Origin of the sequence: Bacillus thuringiensis, assembly GCF_001595725.1 — a bacterium.
Classification (GTDB): Bacteria; Bacillota; Bacilli; order Bacillales; family Bacillaceae_G; genus Bacillus_A; species Bacillus_A thuringiensis_K.
Genome location: NZ_CP014282.1, coordinates 3,829,280 through 3,849,735 on the forward strand (window position 1 = coordinate 3,829,280; position 20,456 = coordinate 3,849,735).

A 20,456-nucleotide genomic window follows, 5' to 3' on the forward strand; every position below is an offset into this window, starting at 1 on the left:
CCTTTCAATTAGACAGACTTTTTGTATTCTCATTGTATGGGACAAAAACTAAAATTATAACTTCCTATCCTTTATTCGTTTCAATATTTCGAATTATAAAGTGACAAACTTGGCACGTATAAATTACATTTTGATTAGATTGAGCCGTTAATACATGAATAATCTCAGCAGAACTTTGACAATTAGGACAAATCACAACTGGTAAACGTTCCATACGATAACCTCCTAGTTATATTTCCCCCGCTATTTGCAGAACCCAGCGATTGTGAGAAATTTAGCTTCACATATTCAGCCGGTTGACGGGACTAATTATCCACATGGATAAGCAAACTTGCACGGATTAAATTTTCATTTTAATACCATTGTAGGAAAAATAAAAAACTTCTATACATTACGCCGGAAAGTAATAGAACTAAAAAAGGTACTGCCATGTGGCAGTACCTTTTTTATATGTATCAAGAAATGATATCGTAAATCTCAATTGCAACCATGTCGATATTATCGAATTGATACACTTGAGGTTTTTCACCTTGTTGATACACTTCTAACTCATACATTTCACTTTTATCGAAAAATTTCACGCTACATTTGCGCTCACCGTTCACTTCAAAATAGCGTTGTGCTACTTCACCGCTTTCAGCTTGTTCTTGTAGACTAACAAGTCGAGTTAAAATTCCTTGGAGTAGAGACATGAAATCTCTCCTTTCTCTGATCTTCCTACCAATAGGTTTTACAGCTATACTCATTCTATCCGTCATAACAGAAAAAATGTTCCACACTCTAGGATAAAGGTTATTGGCCAGAAACTCAACTAAAAATTTGTCGAAATGCGAAGGAAAAAACAGAAAGAACATATTTCCCCTTCTTTATTGCGGTTTTTATATTGGAAGAATATAATAAAAAACAGAAAAAAGGAGGAATTACAATGAAAAAAATTGAGGTTTATACACAACCCGATTGTCCGCCATGTGTTATTGTAAAAGAATTTTTGAAGCATAATAACGTTGCATATGAAGAATTTGACGTAAAAAAAGACGCTGCTGCTCGCAATCGTCTTTTAAACGACTATGATTCTTATTCAACTCCAACAGTCGTAATTGATGGCGAAGTAGTTGCAGGTTTTCAAATTGAAAAGTTACAAAAACTACTCAATATAGAATAGGAATAGGTAAATACCTATTCCTATTCTTATCCCGCTATTTGTAGGTAATAAAACTCCCACCCAAAATTTAGCTACAGCAAAGAAGTTAGATGGAAGAGTAATCCCTCCCACTAATTAAAAGTTTCACTTTATAATTGTTGCAACCTTTTTATTTCAGTTAAAAGTTCCTGACTTTCATGATATCCTGCTAACTTCCATTTATCTTGATCCCTTTTCAATGTTACAATTTGATATTGTCCACTTTTTGTCCGCTCATATACATATAAATTTTTATGTTCTTCATCATACGACATTTTCGTTTCTGAATTAAAAGAAAACGGTGCTTCTTTTGCCGGAAGTAAATATTCACCACTTTGTTTATCACTTCTGCTATTTTCATCTGTAAATACTTGAAGGAAATTATCTGTAAAATACGGTGATAACATCTCTATCATCTTATTCATCGGCAAATTCTTCCCACGAATTGAAAATTGGGTTTCATAGCCTTTTTGTATCGTTGTAAATACTTCTTTCCGATCGACTTCCACTTCCTCTTTTCCTAAAACAGTCGTAACACTATAACCAACTAGAAAGGCAACACATACAAATAGAACAAGCCATATTCCATATTTCCTCATTTTTTCACCTTCCTTTTAAAAGAACTTGTCTTTGTAGTATTCATTGTAACAATGATTATGCAAAGAAAGGACAGGTTTCGTTCGTAAAATCTTTACAACGATAGACAGCATTTTCATCACCATTTTCACTATTACCAATTTATGATAAAAACAAACAAAAAATGCACGAATCTCTTCGTGCATTAAAATAAAACATCTTCTTCATATAAATATTCATAAGATAAATCTATAAATAAAAAGTTGTCATCATCAATCGGGAAAGAAAATGTTCGTACCATTTCTCCCGTTTCAATATCTGCATATAAATCTGAAAGCCTCGCCTTATTCTCAAAACGCATTTTCATGATATTCTCGAGAAAATACGGACGCCAACTCCAGTTCTTCATATAATAATCCGGCATCACAATCCATTCTCCATCTTTTTTCATAACATTTCCTGATTGCTGGAAACCATCTTCATTACAAATAAATATACGAAAACTACACTGTGATACACTTTGACTAAATTGTAATAACCAATCATTTATATCTTCATTCTTTTTTTGTTTTGATAAAACATCGCCAATGCGATCGCGTAACATCTCTGTTAAATTATAAATTTTTTGTAACTTCTTCTTTTCATGCTGAATAAACTGATGACATTCATTACCAAGTCGCTCTTTCAAAACATTCGTTTCAATAAAATCAGGTAAACATTCTTTCAAATAATTACCTTGATAATATCTTCCGCCGTTCTTCCAAGCATATTGCAGTTGATAAAAAGCATCTATTTCTTCATATAACAAAGTTGCACCAATTCTTCTAGCAAGTAATGATAAAGAATATAAAATATCTTGATAAGATTGTAAAAGTGCTGTTTGCCTTAAGTTCGTTAAATCTACTTTTAAAATATCAGGTGCTAACACGCTAATACGCTCTAAATTACTTGTGCCCGTTCCGACTTTATTAATTGAAATTTGAATACCATATGTACGATAATACATAAGCAAATGATTAAATTGCTCTATATCTTCTTTACATTCATGCTCTGTAATCTCTAAAACAATTTGTTTTAAATTTAAACCTTGTTCTTCATACCTCAATAAAAGTTGAAGCAAGCTTTCATCATCATCATTCATTAATACATTAGCATTCCGATGTATAAATAATAATAATTTTTGATCGCTTTCTAAATAACGATTTAAAGCTTTTTCTACTATAATATTATCCGCTTCCAGTTGAAATTCACTTGGAATTGAATCATCGTGAAAGAAAGAAGCTAAACTTTGTATGCCCTCTTCTGTTTGAATACGTCCTACTACTTCGTATCCAATTACAGTATGCTCATCAGCACTAAAAATAGCTTGATAATAAGGAAGGACTTTATCCAAGTTACTCATTACATCTAATGCATCTATCAACGTGCTTCCCTCCCTTTACTTTTCAAAAATTATAACATGATATTTACGGAAAAATAATAAAAAATCCCTTCAGTTTTCCTGAAGGGATTAGAGGGGTAAAATGCTAAGGGGAATTAGCAATTCTACTATGAAGAAAAAAGAGGTCTTAAATATAACGTATATATGACCTCTTGTAAACACTTTTCTTTCATATGTCACAATTCCGTCACATTTAACCATAAAAAATGAATCAAACATTCATTTTTTTATCCCTTTTAAAATGGATATTGATGTAAATGTTGTCCTCCATCCATTGTCATGCAAGTTCCATTTATGTACGCAGCTTCATCTGAACATAAATAATAAGCTAGACCAGCGATTTCTTCTGGCGTACCCAGCCTTCCAAGCGGAACACTTTGTATCGTACGCTTAGCCATTTCTTCTGAAATCCATAATTTATCAGCACCGCCCGTACGTTCAATTGGTCCTGGCGCGATAGCGTTAACTCGTATTCCATATTTACGTCCCCACTCAACAGCGAGCGTCTTCGTCATCGCTAATACTCCTGCCTTCGCTGCAGCCGAATGAATAACTCCTGGACCAGCATCCCATGCATATGTTGCTACCATGTTAATGATATTCCCTTTTATCCCTTTTTTAATCCAATATTTTCCAACAGCATGGCTACAGTAAAATGTACCGTTTAATACAATATTAATGACTGAATTCCAACCATTCACGGATAAATCTTCTGCTGGACAAATAAAGTTTCCAGCTGCATTATTTATTAAAACATCAATTCGACCAAACTTCTCATCAATCTGTTCAATCATTTTCTGAATGTCATCCGTATTTCTTACATCCATTTGTACAGGTAATACTTGCCCTGGAAATTGTTCAATTTCCAACTTCGTTTCCTCTAGTTTTTCCTTCGTACGTCCTGTAATAACAACTCGTGCCCCTTCTTTTGTAAAACGAGTCGCCATTCCTTTTCCCATTCCACTCGATCCACCTGTTATAATAACTACCTTTTCTTTCACATACATCCCCTCCAAAAAATGAATACATATTCATTTTATCACTTTATTTAATAGAAATCTTTATATTTTTAAAGTTTTCTGATATTTTAACGTAAAGAACTTTCTTTTCATTCATTTTTTTTCGTAATCTATACTAATTTTTTATTATGTAAAGTATATTTTTAAATAAACTGAAAGGAGATTTGAGTAGCCTATAAATGGAATAAAAACCTTGAGGTATACTCATATTTTTATGAAGCACATTACAAGAAGAACTTTTTTGAAAATTGGTATGCGTACTTGTCTCTATTCATTTATAACCAGTAGCATCGGATACTACTATGCTAAATATATAGAGCCCCATTTCATTTCTTTTACACAGCACACATTAAAATCACAACTCATCCCAAAAAGTTTTCATGGTATGAAAATTCTTCAATTCAGCGATTTACATCTCGGATACTATTTCTCGCTCCAGCATTTATCTCAAGTTGTTTCTAAAATTAATGCTGTAAATCCAGATATTGTCCTTTTTACTGGAGATCTCATTGATAATTATCAAACGTATACTGACACTCCTTTCGTCGCATCCATTTTAAAAAATATACAAGCCCCCTTTGGTAAATTCGCTATTTATGGTAACCATGATCACGGTGGATATGGAACTGAATACTATGAGCACATCATGCGTGAATCAGAATTTGAACTATTGCTCAATAGTGAAAAAAGAATTCGTCTAATGGATAATAGTGAAATTTCTATTTTCGGTCTCGATGATATACTACTAGGCAAACCAAAAATAGAGAAAACATTACAACATGCACGGCAAAATACTTATAACATCGTTCTTGTTCACGAGCCAGATATCGCACCGCAAATTTCCAAATATCCAATCAACTTGCAACTTTCTGGTCATAGCCATGGCGGACAAGTACAAATCCCTTTTTTAGGAGCTATTATTACACCATCACTCGCCAAAGACTATATTGAAGGCTTCTATACGATGCAGGATTTAACCCTCTATGTCAATCGAGGCCTCGGAAGAACACGTGTTCCATTTCGTTTTATGTCAAAACCTGAAATCACAATTTTTACACTCCAACATTCGTAATAATTCGCCTATTTTCTTACATATCCTTTCTTGTACGCGCTCATCCACGTTTTGTTTACCATATGATAAAAGTGAGTCCAATAAAGGAGGTATGTTCATGTATCCATATTATCAACCAATTCCAGTCCGTTCAGCACCTATTGGTCCAGTAGGCGACTCACGCTTCTTCCCGTTTTTTGGCGTTCCCTTTCTAGCTGGAATTGCTGGTGGATTGCTCGGCGGAGCATTAGCCTTCGGCCCTCGACCATTTTATCCACCTTATCCACCACCTTTCCCGCCGCCAGCACCTTATCCTTGTTACGGTGGACCATGTCAGCAACCATACTATTACTAAGTTAAAATAACGATTCTTTCAAATATTATTCTCTCAACGAGCCACCTCATTACACGCTTATAATAAAACTATTGTTTCTACCCATCCTTCCATTTTTGGAGCATATGAGTAGAAAAAAGTAAAAACCTCTTATGGACATAAGAGGTTTTTACTTTTTTCATTATTCAGCGTCTGTATTTTGATACGCCATCTTAAACAACTTCACTTGGCTATCAATTTCTTCTGTACTACCATTAATAACATAATAGTAATCACCATCTTTATTTTGTTCACGTGTCTTCACATTATCAGCTAATGTAAGCTGTAAAATCGCCTTAATTCGTGCCTTCATTTCAATATCTAATATCGGGAAAGATATTTCCACTCGCTTCTCCATATTTCGCGTCATCCAATCAGCTGAAGATAAATATATTTTCTCCTCTCCATTATGATGGAAATAATAAATACGGCTATGTTCTAAATATCTTCCCACAACACTAACTACACGAATATTTTCACTTACATTTGGAATACCAGGTCTTAAACAACATGTTCCTCGAACAATGAGCTCTACCTTTACTCCAGCTTGCGATGCTTCGTACATTTTTTTTATTAACGGTTTATCTGTTAATGAATTCATCTTAGCGATAATATATCCATTTCCATATTGTCTATGATAACGGATTTCTTCATCTATTAAATCCATAAACTGCTCTCTTATATCAAATGGAGCAACCGATAAATGATGAAAATGTGGCTTTGTTGTATAACCACTTAAATAATTAAAGAAATTGGTTGCATCAACCCCAAAATCTTTTCTTGATGTAATATATCCAAAATCAGTATATAACTTCGCTGTTGCATCATTATAATTTCCAGTTCCGAGATGTACGAACCTTTCGATTTTTCCGTTTTTTCTTCTTACAACTAACGTAATTTTACTATGAGTTTTCAAGTGACTTACACCGTAAATAACATGACAGCCTGCCTGTTCCAATTCTTTAGCCCAATGAACATTGTTTTCTTCATCAAACCTTGCCTTTAATTCAACTAATACCGTCACTTGTTTTCCCTTTTCAGCCGCTATTTTTAACGCCTGAATAATCGGTGAATCACCACTTACACGATATAACGTTTGTTTAATCGCAAGTACATTCGGATCGTCTGCCGCATCACGGACAAAATCAACTACCGGCTGAAATGATTCAAAAGGATGATGTAATAAAATATCATGCTCAATTGCTTTTTCAAATACATCTTCTTCATCACCTAAATCTTGAGGCGGTTGCGGAATAAGAGCCGGATATACAAGATGTTCATATAAAGGAGCTAGTTTTTTATATAAAGAAAACAAACATGTTAAATCTAATGGACCATCCATTATATATACATCTTCATCTTTTACTTCCAGAACCTCATATAATAACGCTAATACTCTTTCATCAATGTGTTCTTTCCCAACTTCTAAACGAACAGCAGCCCCCCACTTACGCTTTTTTAATTCTTTTTCAATTACCTTTAATAAATCTCTCGCACCTTCTTCATGAATCGTTAAATCTGCATTGCGTGTAATACGGAAACGAGTAACAGATGATACTGTATATCCCGTAAATAATTTATGAGTAAAGCTACTAATTACGTCTTCTAATAAAATAAATTTATGCTTTTGCCCTTCGCTCGGTAAAATTATGAAGCGCTCAAGTAATGAAGGAACTTGTACAATCCCTAACTTCGTCCTGTTTTCTTCTTCCGCTTGCTTCTCATCATATAAAAGAGTAGCCAAATTCAAACTTTTGTTTAATAACATTGGAAATGGGCGATATGCATCAATAGCTACAGGAGTTAACACCGGGAAAATTTGCTCGTCAAAATACTCTTCTATAAATTCTCGCTGCTCTTTCGTCAAATCATTGAATGTTAAACGTTCAATTCCCTCTAACTCAAGCGCTGGTAATACATAATTTTTAAATGTATCATATTGTACTGTCATTAGTGCATGGGCTTTTATCGCAATTTTATTTAATTGCTTTTTTGGTGTTAAGCCAGCTTTATTTTCTGGCTGATTAAATCCAGCACTCACTTGATCCTTTAATCCCGCTACACGTACCATAAAGAATTCATCTAAATTCGAACTAAAAATACTAATGAATTTCAATCTTTCCAAAAGTGGATTATTTCCATCTTGCGCTTCTTGTAGTACACGTTCATTAAATGCTAACCAGCTTAACTCTCGATTATTGTAATAAGCTGTATCATTTAAATCTACTGCATTCCCCTTCGATAATTCCATTCTCTTCACACTTCCCCTTGAAACTTTTTTACTATAATTTAGTTAATTTCATTTTATCAAATTACAATATTACAAAGTGTAAATTTTTCGTAAAGACATCCGTACAACCTAATGTTTTAATTCAAATAATAAATTAATATTCGTTTTTAATACTCTTTCTAACTGTTTTTTTTGTTTTTCAGCTTGCACTTTTTCTGCTAATGCAGACTGTTCACATAAAACTTTAAACGTTAATCCCTCTTCGCTTTCTGTTATAGATATGGTATCAACAAGCGATCGTTGCCTTACATTTAAAGTAGCTGAAAATTGTAAAACAGCTCCTAATAGGCGGATTTTTTTTTGTTCACTTTTATCAAACCAACCTTCAAATGGAGATAAATGTTGTTTAAATAGCATTTTTGATTTATAAGATGCAATAAGTGCTAACCTCACTCTATCTTTATGCATCATGCCATCAATTGTCTTATTCGCTAATAAATAAAACGTATGTAAACGACTCGCTTCTTCGTCTATATATTTGCCTATATTAAATACTTTCGCTGCTTGATGGAACACTTCCCAGTCTTTTACTGACATAGAAATAAGCCCTATTTCCTCAAGTTGTTTGCAAATTAGTCTTCCATGTTTAATAAGTTGAATAACAAATTCCATGTCCATTTCGTATTCATATGATAGTAAATGCAAACTTTCTTCAACTACGTTCGGATAATATGAAATCCCCAAATCTTTTGTCAACTCTTCATAGAAAACACCTTCTCTTAACCCTTTTCTACTTAATACAAATGCCGGTGCCTCTATAACATTAACAAGTGTATGAAATACTTCAACCGCTGGAATAATCGTATCTGCTCGATCTTTTGCCAATCCTTCCAATTTCTGAAGTTCTATGAACGACAATTTTTCTAATTCCTCTTTTACACTTTCAATATCTTCTTCTTTCATCTTGTATAAATGTAATCCTGCTATAGGATAACATATTAAATTTTGATGGATTTTTACTAAGTTCCTAGCACTACCACCAATTGCAATAAGAGGCAATTTCTTATTGATTAACCATGGTAACGTTCGAAATTGAGACTCTAAATACTGTTGCATTCCCTCTAACTCATCTTTAATAGGAATATCACCTTTAATAAATTGTTGCTTTAAAGAAAGTGCCCCAAAAGGAAAACTATGGTACTCTAAAATCTCTCTATTTCTAAAGTATGTAACTTCCGTACTTCCCCCACCAATATCTACCGTTATTCCTTCTGAAAACGATGTAGAATTCATAACCGCCAAGTATCCGTAACGCGCTTCCTCATACTCTGATAATACTCTAAGAGTAAAGTCTGTTTGTCCTTCAACAAGCTTTTTAATTTCCTCTTGATTCTCCGACTGTCTAATTGTTGCTGTTGCAACACAAAGTACATGATGCAACTGATGGAATCTTGTACTTTCTTGAAATTGAAATAATGTCTGTAATAATACTTCTATTCCCTCTTCATTCAACACACCATCAATTAAGTAATTCCTTAACCTCGCAACAACTTTCGTATTTTCAATCTCTTTATAATAACCTCCATTTTGCTTTTCATAAATAACTAAACGCATTGTATTAGATCCAATATCTATAATGGCATACTGTTGTTTTAATATTTCTTTCAAACTCCTCACTCTTTCATTATCAAATTTCAAAAACATATTCTATTACTATTATACAAAATAGTTGTTTTTTGTAACAATATTGCTTTAATATTGAAAATATATACAATCACTTTTTGCGTATAATAAATACCTATTTTATTTATGGTATAATAATGAAAAATTGAAAGGAGATTCAATATGAAACCTTCACAACCACAATCTCAATTACAAAATCAACATTCTATTAATCGACTAGCTCAATCTATTTTCGTTGTGAATCGTCATGCTAAAGCAGCTACTAATCCTAAATATTTATACTGGTTAAAAAAGACAGCTTTAGAACGTTTGATTGCTGAAAAAAAAGCAATTAAAGAAGGATTACATTTTTCTAGAAACCCACGTTTTAGCCAACAACAATCTGATGTCCTTATACGTTTAGGCGATTATTTTTTCCACATCCCTCCTACGAAAGAAGATTTTCGAATTCTACCGCATCTTGGTCATCTTGAATCCTCCTATCGAAATCCGAAAACAACCTTATCATTAACAGTAGCAAAAAAAACACTTCAAGATTATATTGGTCCTGAAGCATTAAAACAAGAAAAAAAATTAAGTGAACCTGTTCCATGGTATAGTCGTACTTATACAAAAAAATAAAACAGTTTGGCCTACACTTGGCCAAACTGTTTTATTTTTTCTCTTCTTTAATTTTAATATTTGCTTGTTTATAAAAAGCTACTTTTTCTGTATTATAAGACTTTGTGAATTCATTAAATTTATCTTTTTCTGACTCAATATCCTTATAAGACTGATTTACTACTTTTACTTTTTCACTAATATCTTTTAATTTAGTACCTTTATCTTGTAACATTGTATATAACTCTTTTTCTTGTTTTAAAGATTTGTCATAGCTGTCATACATTTTATTAAATGAATCGTGTCGTTTCTCATACGTGCTTTTCACTTTATCAGCTTGATCTTTCAATTTCTTATCTTCAATTTTCTTCACATACTTATCAGCTGACTTCACTTCTTCTTGCGCTTTATTTAAAACTTCTTTTTCTTTTGTAAGCACTTTTTCTCGTTCAGTTGTATTTTTCACTGCTTGATTCAGTTTTTCTTTAACAGTTTGATTATTATCTTTTCCTTCTTGCACAATTTGGTTATATAATTCTTGTCCTTCTTTCTCTAAAGTCTCAAGTTTTTTTGCATCTTCAAACATTGTTTTTTCTTGTTTAGCAGCGTTTTCAAACGCTACATATAATTCTTCTTCTGGTTTCGGACCGAAACAACCGGCTAATAAAATCATTGATAATGCAGTTACAATTGCTAATTTACTATATTTCAACATCTCTTCCTCCTACTTATAAACGACCATCGTGTAATATAAAAAAGTTATAAAATATGTAATTGTTCTATACACTCGCATCTTTTTTACGAAGATCATTAATATTGTTTGTACAAATTATTACTTGATATTACATTCTTCTTTTTGAATTATTTAGCAATTCCATATCCATCTTTAAGTATACTACTTCGTGTTTTTTAAGGCCTCTTCACACTATGTATTACTTTAATGTCCACGGAATTTCACCTCAGTCTTAATAAGACTATAATAATTCACCTGATAAAAGGTGATTACTCCGCTCTCACGTCTATCATTCCCTTTCCAGCTTTCTATCAATTAATCTCTTTGTTCATTTTACACAGTACAATCGATGTCTCGCAACAACTTACAAATATTCTTTTCATTTCCTAAAAAGGAAAAGTGTAGAGCTTGCTTTCCTCTACACTTTTAAAATAAAACACACTGTGCAAATTGCATTGGCATTACCATCATAATTATATGCTTATTTCATATATTTTTAAAGACTTTTATTACAAACGTGGCGTTTTTTTGTAATAAAAGTCAAAAAAATGTTACAAACAAAACATCTTCCTATCATATATCTTCAAATCAAAGCTTCACTCATTTTCTTGCAAATTTCTATACTGGTACAATTGATTTTGCGACTTTCTCAACAGTTCTTCAAACGTTTTTCCTTCTACTGGATAGCTAGCTGCTCCAAATAAAAGAGTGACACTGAGTAAATCCCCTTCTATTTCACTTTCAATATTTTTCATTAATCGTTTTGTTATTGTTGATGTTTCATGACCATTATCAATTGCTACAATAACATACTTATTTTCATCCCACTTTGTAACAACATCGCCCTTCCGAATTGTCTTTACAATGGTATTCTCTAATTTTTGTACTAACACTCCCAATTTTTTTTCTTGCAACGTGTCTTTTAATCCTTCCCATTCTTTTACAGAAAGAATGTACACTGTAATATTACGAGAATCTCTTTCAGATAAAGCAGCTACTTTCCCAAAAAAATCAACAACAAAATCGTTGCTTGCCATTCCTCCTACTTCCACATCCATACGCTCGCTCGCTCTTTTATCGTACCAATGTCCAAAATAATAACTTAGTATCATTTGCAATATATAAATAATAAAGACGGTATAAAATGATCGTGAATCTAGTTTTGCAATTACATCCTGAAGTGCAATCCATTCTGTAACTGCCACAGTATTACCAAGCAATAATCCACTAATTTTCCCTTTATGTTTCATACTTTTCTCCCTTTTATACCAATATATGTTTCTATATCAATAATGTTTTTCTACAAAATAAAAAATGTACATATCCAATGTACATTTCCGCTTAAGCTTGTATACCTTTTCTACTCTATTTCATATATATAATATATAACTTTTATAGAAAGGAGTAATCTATATGCTACAAAAAGAGAATCTATCAGATGCTATGCGTTTACTAGCTGGTTTTCTATTATCATTAAAATTATTATTTACCTCTTTCGGCATACACTTTATTACAAACGATCAAATCGACGCTATTGTTAATGTTGTTTCATTTTTATTTATTCTATACTTTGGCTACAAAAATAACTATGTAGGAAAAAAAGGAGTGGAGCAAAAGAAAATACTCAAAAAACACAACCTTCACTAAAAAAGGAACCTTTTGTACAGGTTCCTTTTTATCATTGACGCACAACAACTTCATTTGTTTGCAATGGGCCATATGATACCTCTTTGTCTTGAAATGTATATGTAGCCTGAAAGAATACTTGTTTAAGAGCTTTATCTTTATTAGCTTTTATTTTACAACGTAGTTCCACCTTCTCATTTGGTAACAAATCATCAATTCGCCATCTTACAAGCTGGAATAAAAACTCACTTATCCCCTTATCAACTTTTAAAGAATTAGGAATATAAGCAAAGTAATCTCGAATCATATGACTTACAACAACTCTCGAAATCATTTCTAACCCTTTATTTTCCACTTCAATTCGCATAATAAGTATGTCGTTTACATCATAGGTCAATTCATACGAAAATTGTTCTGTATACATACTACCAATTTGTAATGTAACGGCTATTTGAGGAGATTCGTTTTCCTTTTTCGATCCGTCAATCCACAATACTGGTTGTAGCGGTATTGAATACTTTCCTGTATCCGAAATTCTTCCCCATATTTTCATAATATATATTCACCTCATTTCAGATGTACCATACACACAATGAATTCCCCAGATTACTAAAGTTTGCTACAAGCAATGTTTAATATTTCTCTTCCTTTTATCCTATTCGACAATATGAAGAAAAAACCATTTTTCATCTATTAACAGAAGGTGTTCTTAATGAAAATTTTTTACAATTTACTTTATGGCAATATTCAGTATGGTTCACTTGCTCTCCACTCATATGAAAGAATATTTTGGCGGAAGAAAAAGTTTGCCTTATAGTCAAATTTGACTATAATATTCTTTATGGCATATTAGTGCACTTATGGAAAAGAAATTAAAATCAACTATACATTTAAATTTTTATCCACTGCACTCAAAACTTAATATAGTTTACTTATTTCTAAAGGAGGGTTATATTTGGAAACTCAACCATTAAAAAAAGACACCAACAAGACAAAATTTGTTGTTGCTGGTTTACTGCTTGGTATATTAATGGCCGCAATGGATAATACAATCGTTGCAACCGCAATGGCAACAATTGTTGGAGACCTAGGAGGATTTGATAAGTTCGTTTGGGTCACATCAGCTTATATGGTAGCAACAATGGCAGGGATGCCTATCTTCGGGAAACTTTCTGATATGTACGGACGGAAACGTTTTTATATTGGGGGCCTCATTCTTTTCTTATTCGGTTCTGCGCTTTGCGGAACAGCTTCAAGTATTGAGCAATTAAGTATTTATAGAGCTATTCAAGGTATCGGTGGTGGTGCCCTTATGCCTATCGCCTTCACAATTATGTATGATATCTTCCCACCAGAAAAACGCGGGAAGATGACAGGACTATTCGGTGCTGTTTTCGGGACATCTAGTGTATTCGGTCCTTTATTAGGTGCTTATATTACAGACTATATAAGTTGGCATTGGGTCTTCTATATCAATATTCCATTAGGACTTATCTCCTTTTTCTTCATTACTAAATACTACAGTGAGTCTCTAGAATTTAGAAAACAAAAAATTGATTGGGCTGGTGCTATTACACTTGTCATAAGTATTGTTTGCTTAATGTTTGCATTAGAACTTGGTGGTAAGGAATATGCCTGGAATTCCACTGTAATTATTGGCTTATTTACAACAGTAGTTATTACGCTTATTATTTTCTTCTTTGTAGAACGAAAAGCAACCGAGCCTATTATTTCGTTCCATCTATTTAAAAAACCTTTATTCGCAGCTAGTCAAGGAGTTGCCTTTTTCTATGGTGCCGCTTTTATTATCTGTACAGTTTATATTCCAATCTTCATTCAAGGCGTTCTTGGAGGTTCCGCCTCTAATGCTGGATTAATTTTAACACCAATGATGGTCGGTTCTGTAATTGGAAGTCAAACAGGAGGACAATTAGCTTCTCGAACAAGCTATCGTAACATTATGATGGTATCTGGTGTCTTCTTCGTTCTTGGTATTTATTTATTAAGTACTTTAACAATGGACACACCTCGTTTACTCGTAACACTATTTATGATTCTCGCTGGGCTTGGTGTTGGCTTCTCATTCTCAGTATTAAGTATGTCCTCTATTCACAAGTTGGAAATGCGGGACCGTGGTTCGGCGACATCAACAAACTCATTCTTCCGATCACTCGGTATGACTCTTGGTGTAACGATTTTCGGTACAATTCAAAATCATATTTTTACAGATAAACTAAACTCTGTATTCCCCCCTGAACTAGCAAAATTAGCTCCAAAAGGCGGAGACACAAGTTTCTTATTATCACCAGGCGCTACCGCCAAAATTCCTGCTGAAATATTAGCGGGTATTAAAGAAGCTCTCGCTACATCTATTGCGAACACATTCTTCTGGGCACTCATCCCGGCTGTACTAAGTATTATTTGTATTTTACTTATGGGAAATGAACGCCTCTTTACAGGTCCTAAAAAGAAAGAAAAACAAAAGCAAGTTAGTTAATATAAAAAAGAAGCGGCATATCCCTTTATGAAAAAGGATATGCCGTTTATAATATGTATAAAGTGAAACTTTAATCAGTGGGGGCATCCCCCCACTGATTATTAGCCCTCACCAATCGGGCTTTTACGGGCAGTTAATGCGGGATAAAGTTTTTATATACAGGAGTTGAGACAGCATGAGCATGAAATTAGTCATTCTCGGCTTGCTACTCGAAGGAGATAAACATCCATATGAAGTGCAGCATATTATGAAAGAACGACAAATGGATTGTTACATTAAATATGCTAAAGGATCACTTTATTACGCCTTCGAGCAATTAGAAAAGCAAGGCGCAATTCATATTACAAATGTAATTAAAGACACAAATCGACCTGACAAAACGATTTTTCATATAACAGAAGAAGGTAAAAAACTATTTCACACTTTACTATTAAAACAATTCGAAGCCAAAAACCAAATATATAAACCTATTTATTCAGCCTTATCTTTCGCTCACTTTAGCAATGATCACGAATTAGTTCCTATTTTAGAAAAAAAGAAAAACGATACTCTTCAATATTTACATACTATGCAAACGATATATGATTGTAATAAAGGAAAGGTTTCACGTGCACAACTATATATTCTGCAAAGTGTAATTGAGCATATTACAGTTGAATTACAATGGCTAAACACCCTCCTTAAAGATGCTATAGCAGGCCGACTTTCAGAAGTTGCTATAGATGAAAATTGAGCTATGAAAGAAGACATCCTACTTCTTTCATAGCTCAATTTCTCTTTTTATACTGTAATATTATTAGTTAATCCAGAATAAAAAGTCATAATAATAAGAAATAAAAACTTTTGAATTTTCTTATTTTAAAACAGTAGACAAAATTCCAAAAATTGTGTTAGAATTTGTTTCAATATCATATCGCTTGTTAAATTCCTTTCAAAAGGAAAATAGGTACACGAAAGTTTCGTTTCGTGTTTAAAAGGGAAGCTTGGTGAAACTCCAACACGGTCCCGCCACTGTAAATGCTGAGATTTCTTTTTAGTGCCACTGTGAAAACGGGAAGGTGAAAGAAATTATATGAAGCATAAGTCAGGAGACCTGCCTGTTTTAACAACACTGATAGATTCACGGATGATGATGAGGTGTTAAAACAAAAAGGAAGGCTTATTTTCTATGCCTTTATACTTTTTGTTATAGGTATTTCCTAGTAAACGGAAGTGCTTACTTTTAATTAGGGAGGAATTTGAAATGGCAATTCAAACAAGTAACTTAGGTTATCCACGTATCGGATTACAACGAGAGTGGAAAAAAACATTAGAAGCTTTTTGGTCCAATAAAATCAATGAAGAACAATTTTTAACAACAATGAAAGAAATCCGCCTTCAACACGTAAAAGTACAGCAAGAAAAAGGGATTGAACTCATTCCAATTGGCGACTTTACATATTACGATCACGTTTTGGATACCGCTTATATGCTAGGATTTATCCCATCACGTTTTTCTGAGTTTACATCTTACCTTGATGTATATTTCGCAATGGCGCGTGGCTCTAAAGATCACGTAGCTTCCGAAATGACAAAATGGTTTAACACAAACTATCATTATATCGTTCCTGAATATGAAGAGGGATTACAAATCTCTTTAAAAGATAATCGTCCACTTCGCTTATACGAAGAGGCAAAACAAGAATTAGGCGTAGATGGCAAACCTGTTATTTTAGGACCATATACTTTTTTGAAATTAGCTAAAGGCTATACACAAGAGCAATTTGCTACTATTTTAAAACAGTTAGTTGCACCATACGTACAACTGCTTTCAGAACTACATGCAGCTGGTGCACCAGCCATTCAAGTTGATGAACCGATTTTTGCTTCTTTAACGAAAGAAGAAGTTCAACAAGCAAAAGAAATTTATGAAGCTATTCGTAAAGAAGTTCCAAATGCGACTCTTCTTTTACAAACATATTTTGATAGCGTAGAAGAAAACTATGAAGAAATTATTACATTCCCGGTATCCGGTATTGGATTAGATTTCATTCATGGTAAAGAAGGTAATTTAAATGCTATTTCAAAATATGGATTCCCAGCTGATAAAACTTTAGCTGTCGGTTGTATAGATGGCCGTAACATTTGGAGAGCTGACCTTGATGAAGTCCTTGAGCTATTTACAACGTTACAAAAACAAGTCCAAACGAAAGATATCATCGTTCAGCCTTCTTGTAGCTTATTGCATACACCAATCGATAAAACAGAAGAAACTCACTTATCGACTGAGCTGTTTGATGCGTTAGCATTTGCAAATCAAAAATTAGAAGAGTTAGTTCTTATTCATTCCGCTCTCACTCAAGGTACAGAAAGCATTAGTAATGAGCTGGAAACATATCGAAACGTACATCATACAATTCGTTCATCTGCTGCACGTAACCGAGAAGATGTCAAAGCAGCACGAACAGCACTAAAAGAAGAAGATTTTTCACGCCCTCTTCCATTTAAAAAACGATACGAATTACAGCAAGTTGCCCTGGAGTTACCGCTATTACCAACAACGACCATTGGTAGCTTCCCGCAAACAACTGAAGTTCGTCAAACGCGAAAAGAATGGCGTAACGGCGTTATTTCAAATGAACAATATGAACAATTTATTGAAAAAGAGACAGAAAAATGGATTCGTTACCAAGAAGAAATTGGTCTTGATGTCCTTGTACATGGTGAATTTGAAAGAACTGACATGGTCGAATATTTTGGTGAGCGCCTTGCTGGTTTCTCATTCACTAAAAACGGTTGGGTACAATCTTACGGTTCCCGCTGCGTAAAACCACCTGTTATTTATGGTGATGTAGCCTTTATTAACGGCATGACTATTAAGGAAACAATTTATGCACAAAGCTTAACGGAGAAAGTTGTAAAAGGAATGTTAACCGGACCTGTTACAATTTTAAATTGGTCCTTCGTTCGAAATGATATTCCAAGAAAAGAAGTTTCGTATCAAATTGCACTAGCTCTTCGTCACGAAATTGAACTACTTGAATCTTCCGGAATTAGAGTAATCCAAGTCGATGAGCCCGCACTTCGTGAAGGAATGCCACTAAAAGAAAAAGATTGGGATGCTTATATTACATGGGCAGTACAATCCTTCCTTTTAGCAACTTCTTCTGTAGCAAATGAAACACAAATTCATACTCATATGTGTTACAGTAACTTCGAAGATATTGTTGACGCGATTCGCGCATTAGATGCAGATGTAATTTCTATCGAAACATCAAGAAGTCACGGAGAATTTATTGATACTTTAAAACATACAACATATGAAAAAGGCATCGGCCTAGGTGTATATGATATTCATAGCCCACGTGTACCGAGTAAAGATGAAATGTATAAAATCGTAGAACAATCTTTACAAGTATGTGATCCTAAATATTTCTGGATTAATCCTGATTGTGGTTTAAAAACGAGAAGAACAGAAGAAGTTATTCCAGCTTTAGAACATATGGTGCAAGCAGCGAAAGATGCTCGTTCCCTTTTAAAAACAAACGCATAACAAAAATGGGTTATCCTTTTCTCAGGATAACCCATTTTTTATTCTTTACTTTCAAAAAAGAATTCGTATTGTATTTTATATAATTCATCATCCGTTGGCTCTTCAAGAGGAATTGCTTGTAATACAACTGTATACTCACCATTTGGAATAGGTATTTGAAATTTATTAGAAAGAATACTCGTTATAACGATACTTTCATTTTCAACTGTAAAAGGAACCGTAATCGTTCTAACTACTTCTTCTTTTTCAATATGTTTCCCTGGGGTCACTTTCACTTCACAAGTATAATCAGAAAGCGCTTCAAAAATAACAGTTCCATCTGCCTTAGCATAACCTCTTTCAAAATCTTCATCAGTCCAATCTACATAAGGCTGCTCACCGTCATAGTTCATCAACATTAATTGCGAATAAGAAATCGTTAACTCCATAGTTCCCCTTCTCCTTCATTATGAAATATACAACTACTACTTCACTTCAAATTTTACTCGCGTACCATCTGGGTATTTATCTAACTTATTCCCTACCCAAGAGCCTGCTCCGCGGTTATCCGCCGGACTTATATATTCAATATGTGCTCCTTTTCCGCCTTCCTTGCACATCGCCATTGGCCATTCATCACGATCATACCCTTTTTTTGATGGATATGGTGCTAACGACAATTTCCTTCTATCTGCAGCACCACCACGATCGATTGTACAAACTTCTGAATGCCCTTCTTTTATAGCATCCGTAATATGTTTTCCTGTCTCTGGATAACGTTCTTTCGGAAATTCTAACACTTGATCATACGTATTCGTTTTCTTTACACTTGTTTCCTCTGGCACAAGTACTTCATAAACTGCTACTAAAATAGACAGAATTGCGATAATTGAAATGATAATACCTTTTAATTGCTTCATGTATACCTCCATGTTTCTACCAGTTTCTTTTCCTCCGTTATTATAACAAACTTCTTCTGTATATGTTTTCAGACATTATTGCAGCTCTTCTTCGCCATTCCGCCAAAAACTCTCATTTTTCTTCATCTTTTCACTAATGCTGTAGAAAACTAATAACCTTCCGACATTCTTTTTCAAAGGAAGTCCTCATAAAAGATTGAAATGATATATACGATACTTTTTGGGGAGGAAATATTATGGAAGCTACCTATAAAACGAAAGATGTCACGAATAAAACAGGCATCCCAAAACATATAGTTCGCAAATATAGTCAACTGTTAGAGGAACATGGTTATATGATTTCCAAAACAGCTGATGCTCGTATTTATAAGCTGGATGATTTAAAACTATTGAAATCTATTCATGAAAGAGCTGCTACACTGCAAGAAGATATTTCAGAAACGATACCAATTATTTTAAAAGAAAAAGAGGCCCCACCTGTACCAGTTATACAAGATAAACAAGAAATACAACCGAAAGAAAAAGAAGATGGGCGTAACTTTGAGGAGTTCATGTTAAAACTTGAAATGCTCGCTCAATTAAATGAAGCAATTATTCATCAAAATTCTACTCTAATTACACAAAATCGTTTAAAGGATGAGAAACTAGACGAATTGATGCAACAAGTTTATGTAAAAGAAGGCTCTCAAGAAAAAATGCTTCAAGAGTTAGTCGATCACGCCGCTCAAACAGATGCATTGCAAAAAGAAAAGATGGACTTATTAATGAATCATATGTATAAACGAGAATCCAAACAGGAAGAAAAAATGAATAAACTTGTTAGTCAAATTTATAACAAGGATAGTAACCGTGATGCACAGCTTATGCAAGTTATTCGAGAAATTCAAGAAACAAAAAGAATGGTTGCTGCCTCAAAAGAGCAAAGCTTCTTTCAATCATTTAAAAGTTTATTTAGCCGAGCAAAACAAGAAAAAACAAACGAATAAACAATATAAAATAAAAAGTTACCTTCCATC

At 33.6% G+C, this 20,456-nt stretch carries 21 protein-coding genes and 1 riboswitch; of the genes, 9 read left to right on the forward strand and 12 right to left on the reverse strand.

What is annotated here, in order from left to right; genetic code table 11:
* Positions 1-64: 64 nt before the first annotated feature.
* Both AXW78_RS34470 and AXW78_RS18940 read right to left on the reverse strand, forming a co-directional pair.
* Positions 65-214 (reverse strand): hypothetical protein, encoded by a 150-nt coding sequence (locus AXW78_RS34470; RefSeq protein ID WP_000440539.1) that lies wholly within the window; start codon positions 212-214, stop codon positions 65-67.
* Positions 215-455: 241 nt separating this feature from the next.
* Positions 456-692, reverse strand: a complete 237-nt coding sequence (locus AXW78_RS18940; RefSeq protein WP_000055151.1) for a YkuJ family protein — start codon at positions 690-692, stop codon at positions 456-458.
* Positions 693-925: 233 nt separating this feature from the next.
* Between AXW78_RS18940 and AXW78_RS18945 the strand changes: the two genes are divergently transcribed.
* On the forward strand, positions 926-1,162 hold the full coding sequence (locus AXW78_RS18945; protein WP_000717872.1) for a glutaredoxin family protein: 237 nt from the start codon (positions 926-928) through the stop codon (positions 1,160-1,162).
* Between the two features lie 128 nt (positions 1,163-1,290).
* Here AXW78_RS18945 and AXW78_RS18950 read toward each other — a convergent pair whose 3' ends face one another.
* The 3 genes from AXW78_RS18950 to fadH all read right to left on the reverse strand — a co-directional run bounded on the left by AXW78_RS18950 (position 1,291) and on the right by fadH (position 4,198).
* Positions 1,291-1,779: a DUF3993 domain-containing protein gene (locus AXW78_RS18950; protein ID WP_001233807.1), complete on the reverse strand. Its 489-nt coding sequence runs from the start codon at positions 1,777-1,779 to the stop codon at positions 1,291-1,293.
* Positions 1,780-1,961: 182 nt separating this feature from the next.
* Positions 1,962-3,179, reverse strand: coding sequence for an EAL domain-containing protein (locus AXW78_RS18955; protein WP_000564306.1), 1,218 nt, complete (start codon positions 3,177-3,179; stop codon positions 1,962-1,964).
* A gap of 254 nt (positions 3,180-3,433) precedes the next feature.
* A complete protein-coding gene (gene fadH / locus AXW78_RS18960) occupies positions 3,434-4,198 on the reverse strand; it encodes a 2,4-dienoyl-CoA reductase (RefSeq protein ID WP_061884525.1) in 765 nt (254 codons plus the stop codon).
* A gap of 232 nt (positions 4,199-4,430) precedes the next feature.
* On the opposite strand from fadH, the gene AXW78_RS18965 reads away from it, so the two are divergent.
* Together AXW78_RS18965 and AXW78_RS18970 are read left to right on the forward strand one after the other, a co-directional pair.
* The gene (locus AXW78_RS18965; protein WP_002164159.1) at positions 4,431-5,288 is read left to right on the forward strand and encodes a metallophosphoesterase; all 858 of its coding nucleotides are present in this window, start codon (positions 4,431-4,433) and stop codon (positions 5,286-5,288) included.
* A gap of 97 nt (positions 5,289-5,385) precedes the next feature.
* Complete coding sequence (locus tag AXW78_RS18970; RefSeq protein WP_000283738.1) at positions 5,386-5,622, forward strand: hypothetical protein; 237 nt, start codon at positions 5,386-5,388, stop codon at positions 5,620-5,622.
* Between the two features lie 160 nt (positions 5,623-5,782).
* Here AXW78_RS18970 and AXW78_RS18975 read toward each other — a convergent pair whose 3' ends face one another.
* Complete coding sequence (locus tag AXW78_RS18975; protein ID WP_000423549.1) at positions 5,783-7,891, reverse strand: polyphosphate kinase; 2,109 nt, start codon at positions 7,889-7,891, stop codon at positions 5,783-5,785.
* 108 nt (positions 7,892-7,999) lie between these two features.
* Positions 8,000-9,574 carry an exopolyphosphatase gene (ppx, locus tag AXW78_RS18980; RefSeq protein WP_061884526.1) on the reverse strand — a complete coding sequence of 525 codons (1,575 nt, stop codon included), beginning with the start codon at positions 9,572-9,574 and terminating at the stop codon, positions 8,000-8,002.
* A gap of 141 nt (positions 9,575-9,715) precedes the next feature.
* Between ppx and AXW78_RS18985 the strand changes: the two genes are divergently transcribed.
* Positions 9,716-10,174, forward strand: coding sequence for a YkyB family protein (locus AXW78_RS18985; protein ID WP_000804864.1), 459 nt, complete (start codon positions 9,716-9,718; stop codon positions 10,172-10,174).
* A 31-nt stretch (positions 10,175-10,205) separates the two neighbouring features.
* On the opposite strand, the gene AXW78_RS18990 is transcribed toward AXW78_RS18985, so the two are convergent.
* Complete coding sequence (locus tag AXW78_RS18990) at positions 10,206-10,868, reverse strand: YkyA family protein (protein WP_000922485.1); 663 nt, start codon at positions 10,866-10,868, stop codon at positions 10,206-10,208.
* 614 nt (positions 10,869-11,482) lie between these two features.
* Positions 11,483-12,136 (reverse strand): diguanylate cyclase domain-containing protein, encoded by a 654-nt coding sequence (locus AXW78_RS18995; RefSeq protein ID WP_000680819.1) that lies wholly within the window; start codon positions 12,134-12,136, stop codon positions 11,483-11,485.
* 163 nt (positions 12,137-12,299) lie between these two features.
* On the opposite strand from AXW78_RS18995, the gene AXW78_RS19000 reads away from it, so the two are divergent.
* Positions 12,300-12,533, forward strand: coding sequence for an SPP1 phage holin family protein (locus tag AXW78_RS19000; protein ID WP_000939449.1), 234 nt, complete (start codon positions 12,300-12,302; stop codon positions 12,531-12,533).
* A gap of 31 nt (positions 12,534-12,564) precedes the next feature.
* On the opposite strand, the gene AXW78_RS19005 is transcribed toward AXW78_RS19000, so the two are convergent.
* Positions 12,565-13,065: a hypothetical protein gene (locus tag AXW78_RS19005; protein WP_061884527.1), complete on the reverse strand. Its 501-nt coding sequence runs from the start codon at positions 13,063-13,065 to the stop codon at positions 12,565-12,567.
* A 402-nt stretch (positions 13,066-13,467) separates the two neighbouring features.
* Here AXW78_RS19005 and AXW78_RS19010 point away from each other — a divergent pair, with 402 nt between their 5' ends.
* The 3 genes from AXW78_RS19010 (at position 13,468) to metE (ending at position 18,541) form a co-directional block, all read left to right on the forward strand.
* A complete protein-coding gene (locus AXW78_RS19010) occupies positions 13,468-15,009 on the forward strand; it encodes an MDR family MFS transporter (protein ID WP_000449907.1) in 1,542 nt (513 codons plus the stop codon).
* A gap of 175 nt (positions 15,010-15,184) precedes the next feature.
* Positions 15,185-15,742, forward strand: a complete 558-nt coding sequence (locus tag AXW78_RS19015) for a PadR family transcriptional regulator (protein ID WP_000062058.1) — start codon at positions 15,185-15,187, stop codon at positions 15,740-15,742.
* A gap of 194 nt (positions 15,743-15,936) precedes the next feature.
* Positions 15,937-16,124: riboswitch (cobalamin riboswitch) on the forward strand.
* Positions 16,125-16,252: 128 nt separating this feature from the next.
* Positions 16,253-18,541: a 5-methyltetrahydropteroyltriglutamate--homocysteine S-methyltransferase gene (metE, locus tag AXW78_RS19020; RefSeq protein ID WP_061884528.1), complete on the forward strand. Its 2,289-nt coding sequence runs from the start codon at positions 16,253-16,255 to the stop codon at positions 18,539-18,541.
* Between the two features lie 38 nt (positions 18,542-18,579).
* On the opposite strand, the gene comJ is transcribed toward metE, so the two are convergent.
* Together comJ and nucA are read right to left on the reverse strand one after the other, a co-directional pair.
* Positions 18,580-18,969 carry a competence protein ComJ gene (gene comJ, locus AXW78_RS19025; RefSeq protein ID WP_000424030.1) on the reverse strand — a complete coding sequence of 130 codons (390 nt, stop codon included), beginning with the start codon at positions 18,967-18,969 and terminating at the stop codon, positions 18,580-18,582.
* Between the two features lie 36 nt (positions 18,970-19,005).
* Entirely contained in the window at positions 19,006-19,440 is a 435-nt protein-coding gene (nucA, locus tag AXW78_RS19030) for a DNA-entry nuclease (protein WP_000811494.1), read from the reverse strand.
* 236 nt (positions 19,441-19,676) lie between these two features.
* Here nucA and AXW78_RS19035 point away from each other — a divergent pair, with 236 nt between their 5' ends.
* Complete coding sequence (locus tag AXW78_RS19035; protein WP_000388466.1) at positions 19,677-20,426, forward strand: DUF3967 domain-containing protein; 750 nt, start codon at positions 19,677-19,679, stop codon at positions 20,424-20,426.
* Positions 20,427-20,456: the final 30 nt, after the last annotated feature.

Coding starts and splice junctions, on each gene's coding strand:
- AXW78_RS19035 (WP_000388466.1), top strand. CDS start 19,677: ATGGAAGCTACCTATAAAACGAAAGATGTCACGAATAAAACAGGCATC.
- nucA (WP_000811494.1), bottom strand. CDS start 19,440: ATGAAGCAATTAAAAGGTATTATCATTTCAATTATCGCAATTCTGTCT.
- AXW78_RS34470 (WP_000440539.1), bottom strand. CDS start 214: ATGGAACGTTTACCAGTTGTGATTTGTCCTAATTGTCAAAGTTCTGCT.
- AXW78_RS18990 (WP_000922485.1), bottom strand. CDS start 10,868: ATGTTGAAATATAGTAAATTAGCAATTGTAACTGCATTATCAATGATT.
- AXW78_RS18950 (WP_001233807.1), bottom strand. CDS start 1,779: ATGAGGAAATATGGAATATGGCTTGTTCTATTTGTATGTGTTGCCTTT.
- AXW78_RS19015 (WP_000062058.1), top strand. CDS start 15,185: ATGAGCATGAAATTAGTCATTCTCGGCTTGCTACTCGAAGGAGATAAA.
- metE (WP_061884528.1), top strand. CDS start 16,253: ATGGCAATTCAAACAAGTAACTTAGGTTATCCACGTATCGGATTACAA.
- AXW78_RS18940 (WP_000055151.1), bottom strand. CDS start 692: ATGTCTCTACTCCAAGGAATTTTAACTCGACTTGTTAGTCTACAAGAA.
- AXW78_RS19000 (WP_000939449.1), top strand. CDS start 12,300: ATGCTACAAAAAGAGAATCTATCAGATGCTATGCGTTTACTAGCTGGT.
- AXW78_RS18965 (WP_002164159.1), top strand. CDS start 4,431: ATGAAGCACATTACAAGAAGAACTTTTTTGAAAATTGGTATGCGTACT.
- AXW78_RS18945 (WP_000717872.1), top strand. CDS start 926: ATGAAAAAAATTGAGGTTTATACACAACCCGATTGTCCGCCATGTGTT.
- AXW78_RS18995 (WP_000680819.1), bottom strand. CDS start 12,136: ATGAAACATAAAGGGAAAATTAGTGGATTATTGCTTGGTAATACTGTG.
- AXW78_RS18985 (WP_000804864.1), top strand. CDS start 9,716: ATGAAACCTTCACAACCACAATCTCAATTACAAAATCAACATTCTATT.
- ppx (WP_061884526.1), bottom strand. CDS start 9,574: ATGTTTTTGAAATTTGATAATGAAAGAGTGAGGAGTTTGAAAGAAATA.
- AXW78_RS18970 (WP_000283738.1), top strand. CDS start 5,386: ATGTATCCATATTATCAACCAATTCCAGTCCGTTCAGCACCTATTGGT.
- comJ (WP_000424030.1), bottom strand. CDS start 18,969: ATGGAGTTAACGATTTCTTATTCGCAATTAATGTTGATGAACTATGAC.
- AXW78_RS19005 (WP_061884527.1), bottom strand. CDS start 13,065: ATGAAAATATGGGGAAGAATTTCGGATACAGGAAAGTATTCAATACCG.
- AXW78_RS18975 (WP_000423549.1), bottom strand. CDS start 7,891: ATGGAATTATCGAAGGGGAATGCAGTAGATTTAAATGATACAGCTTAT.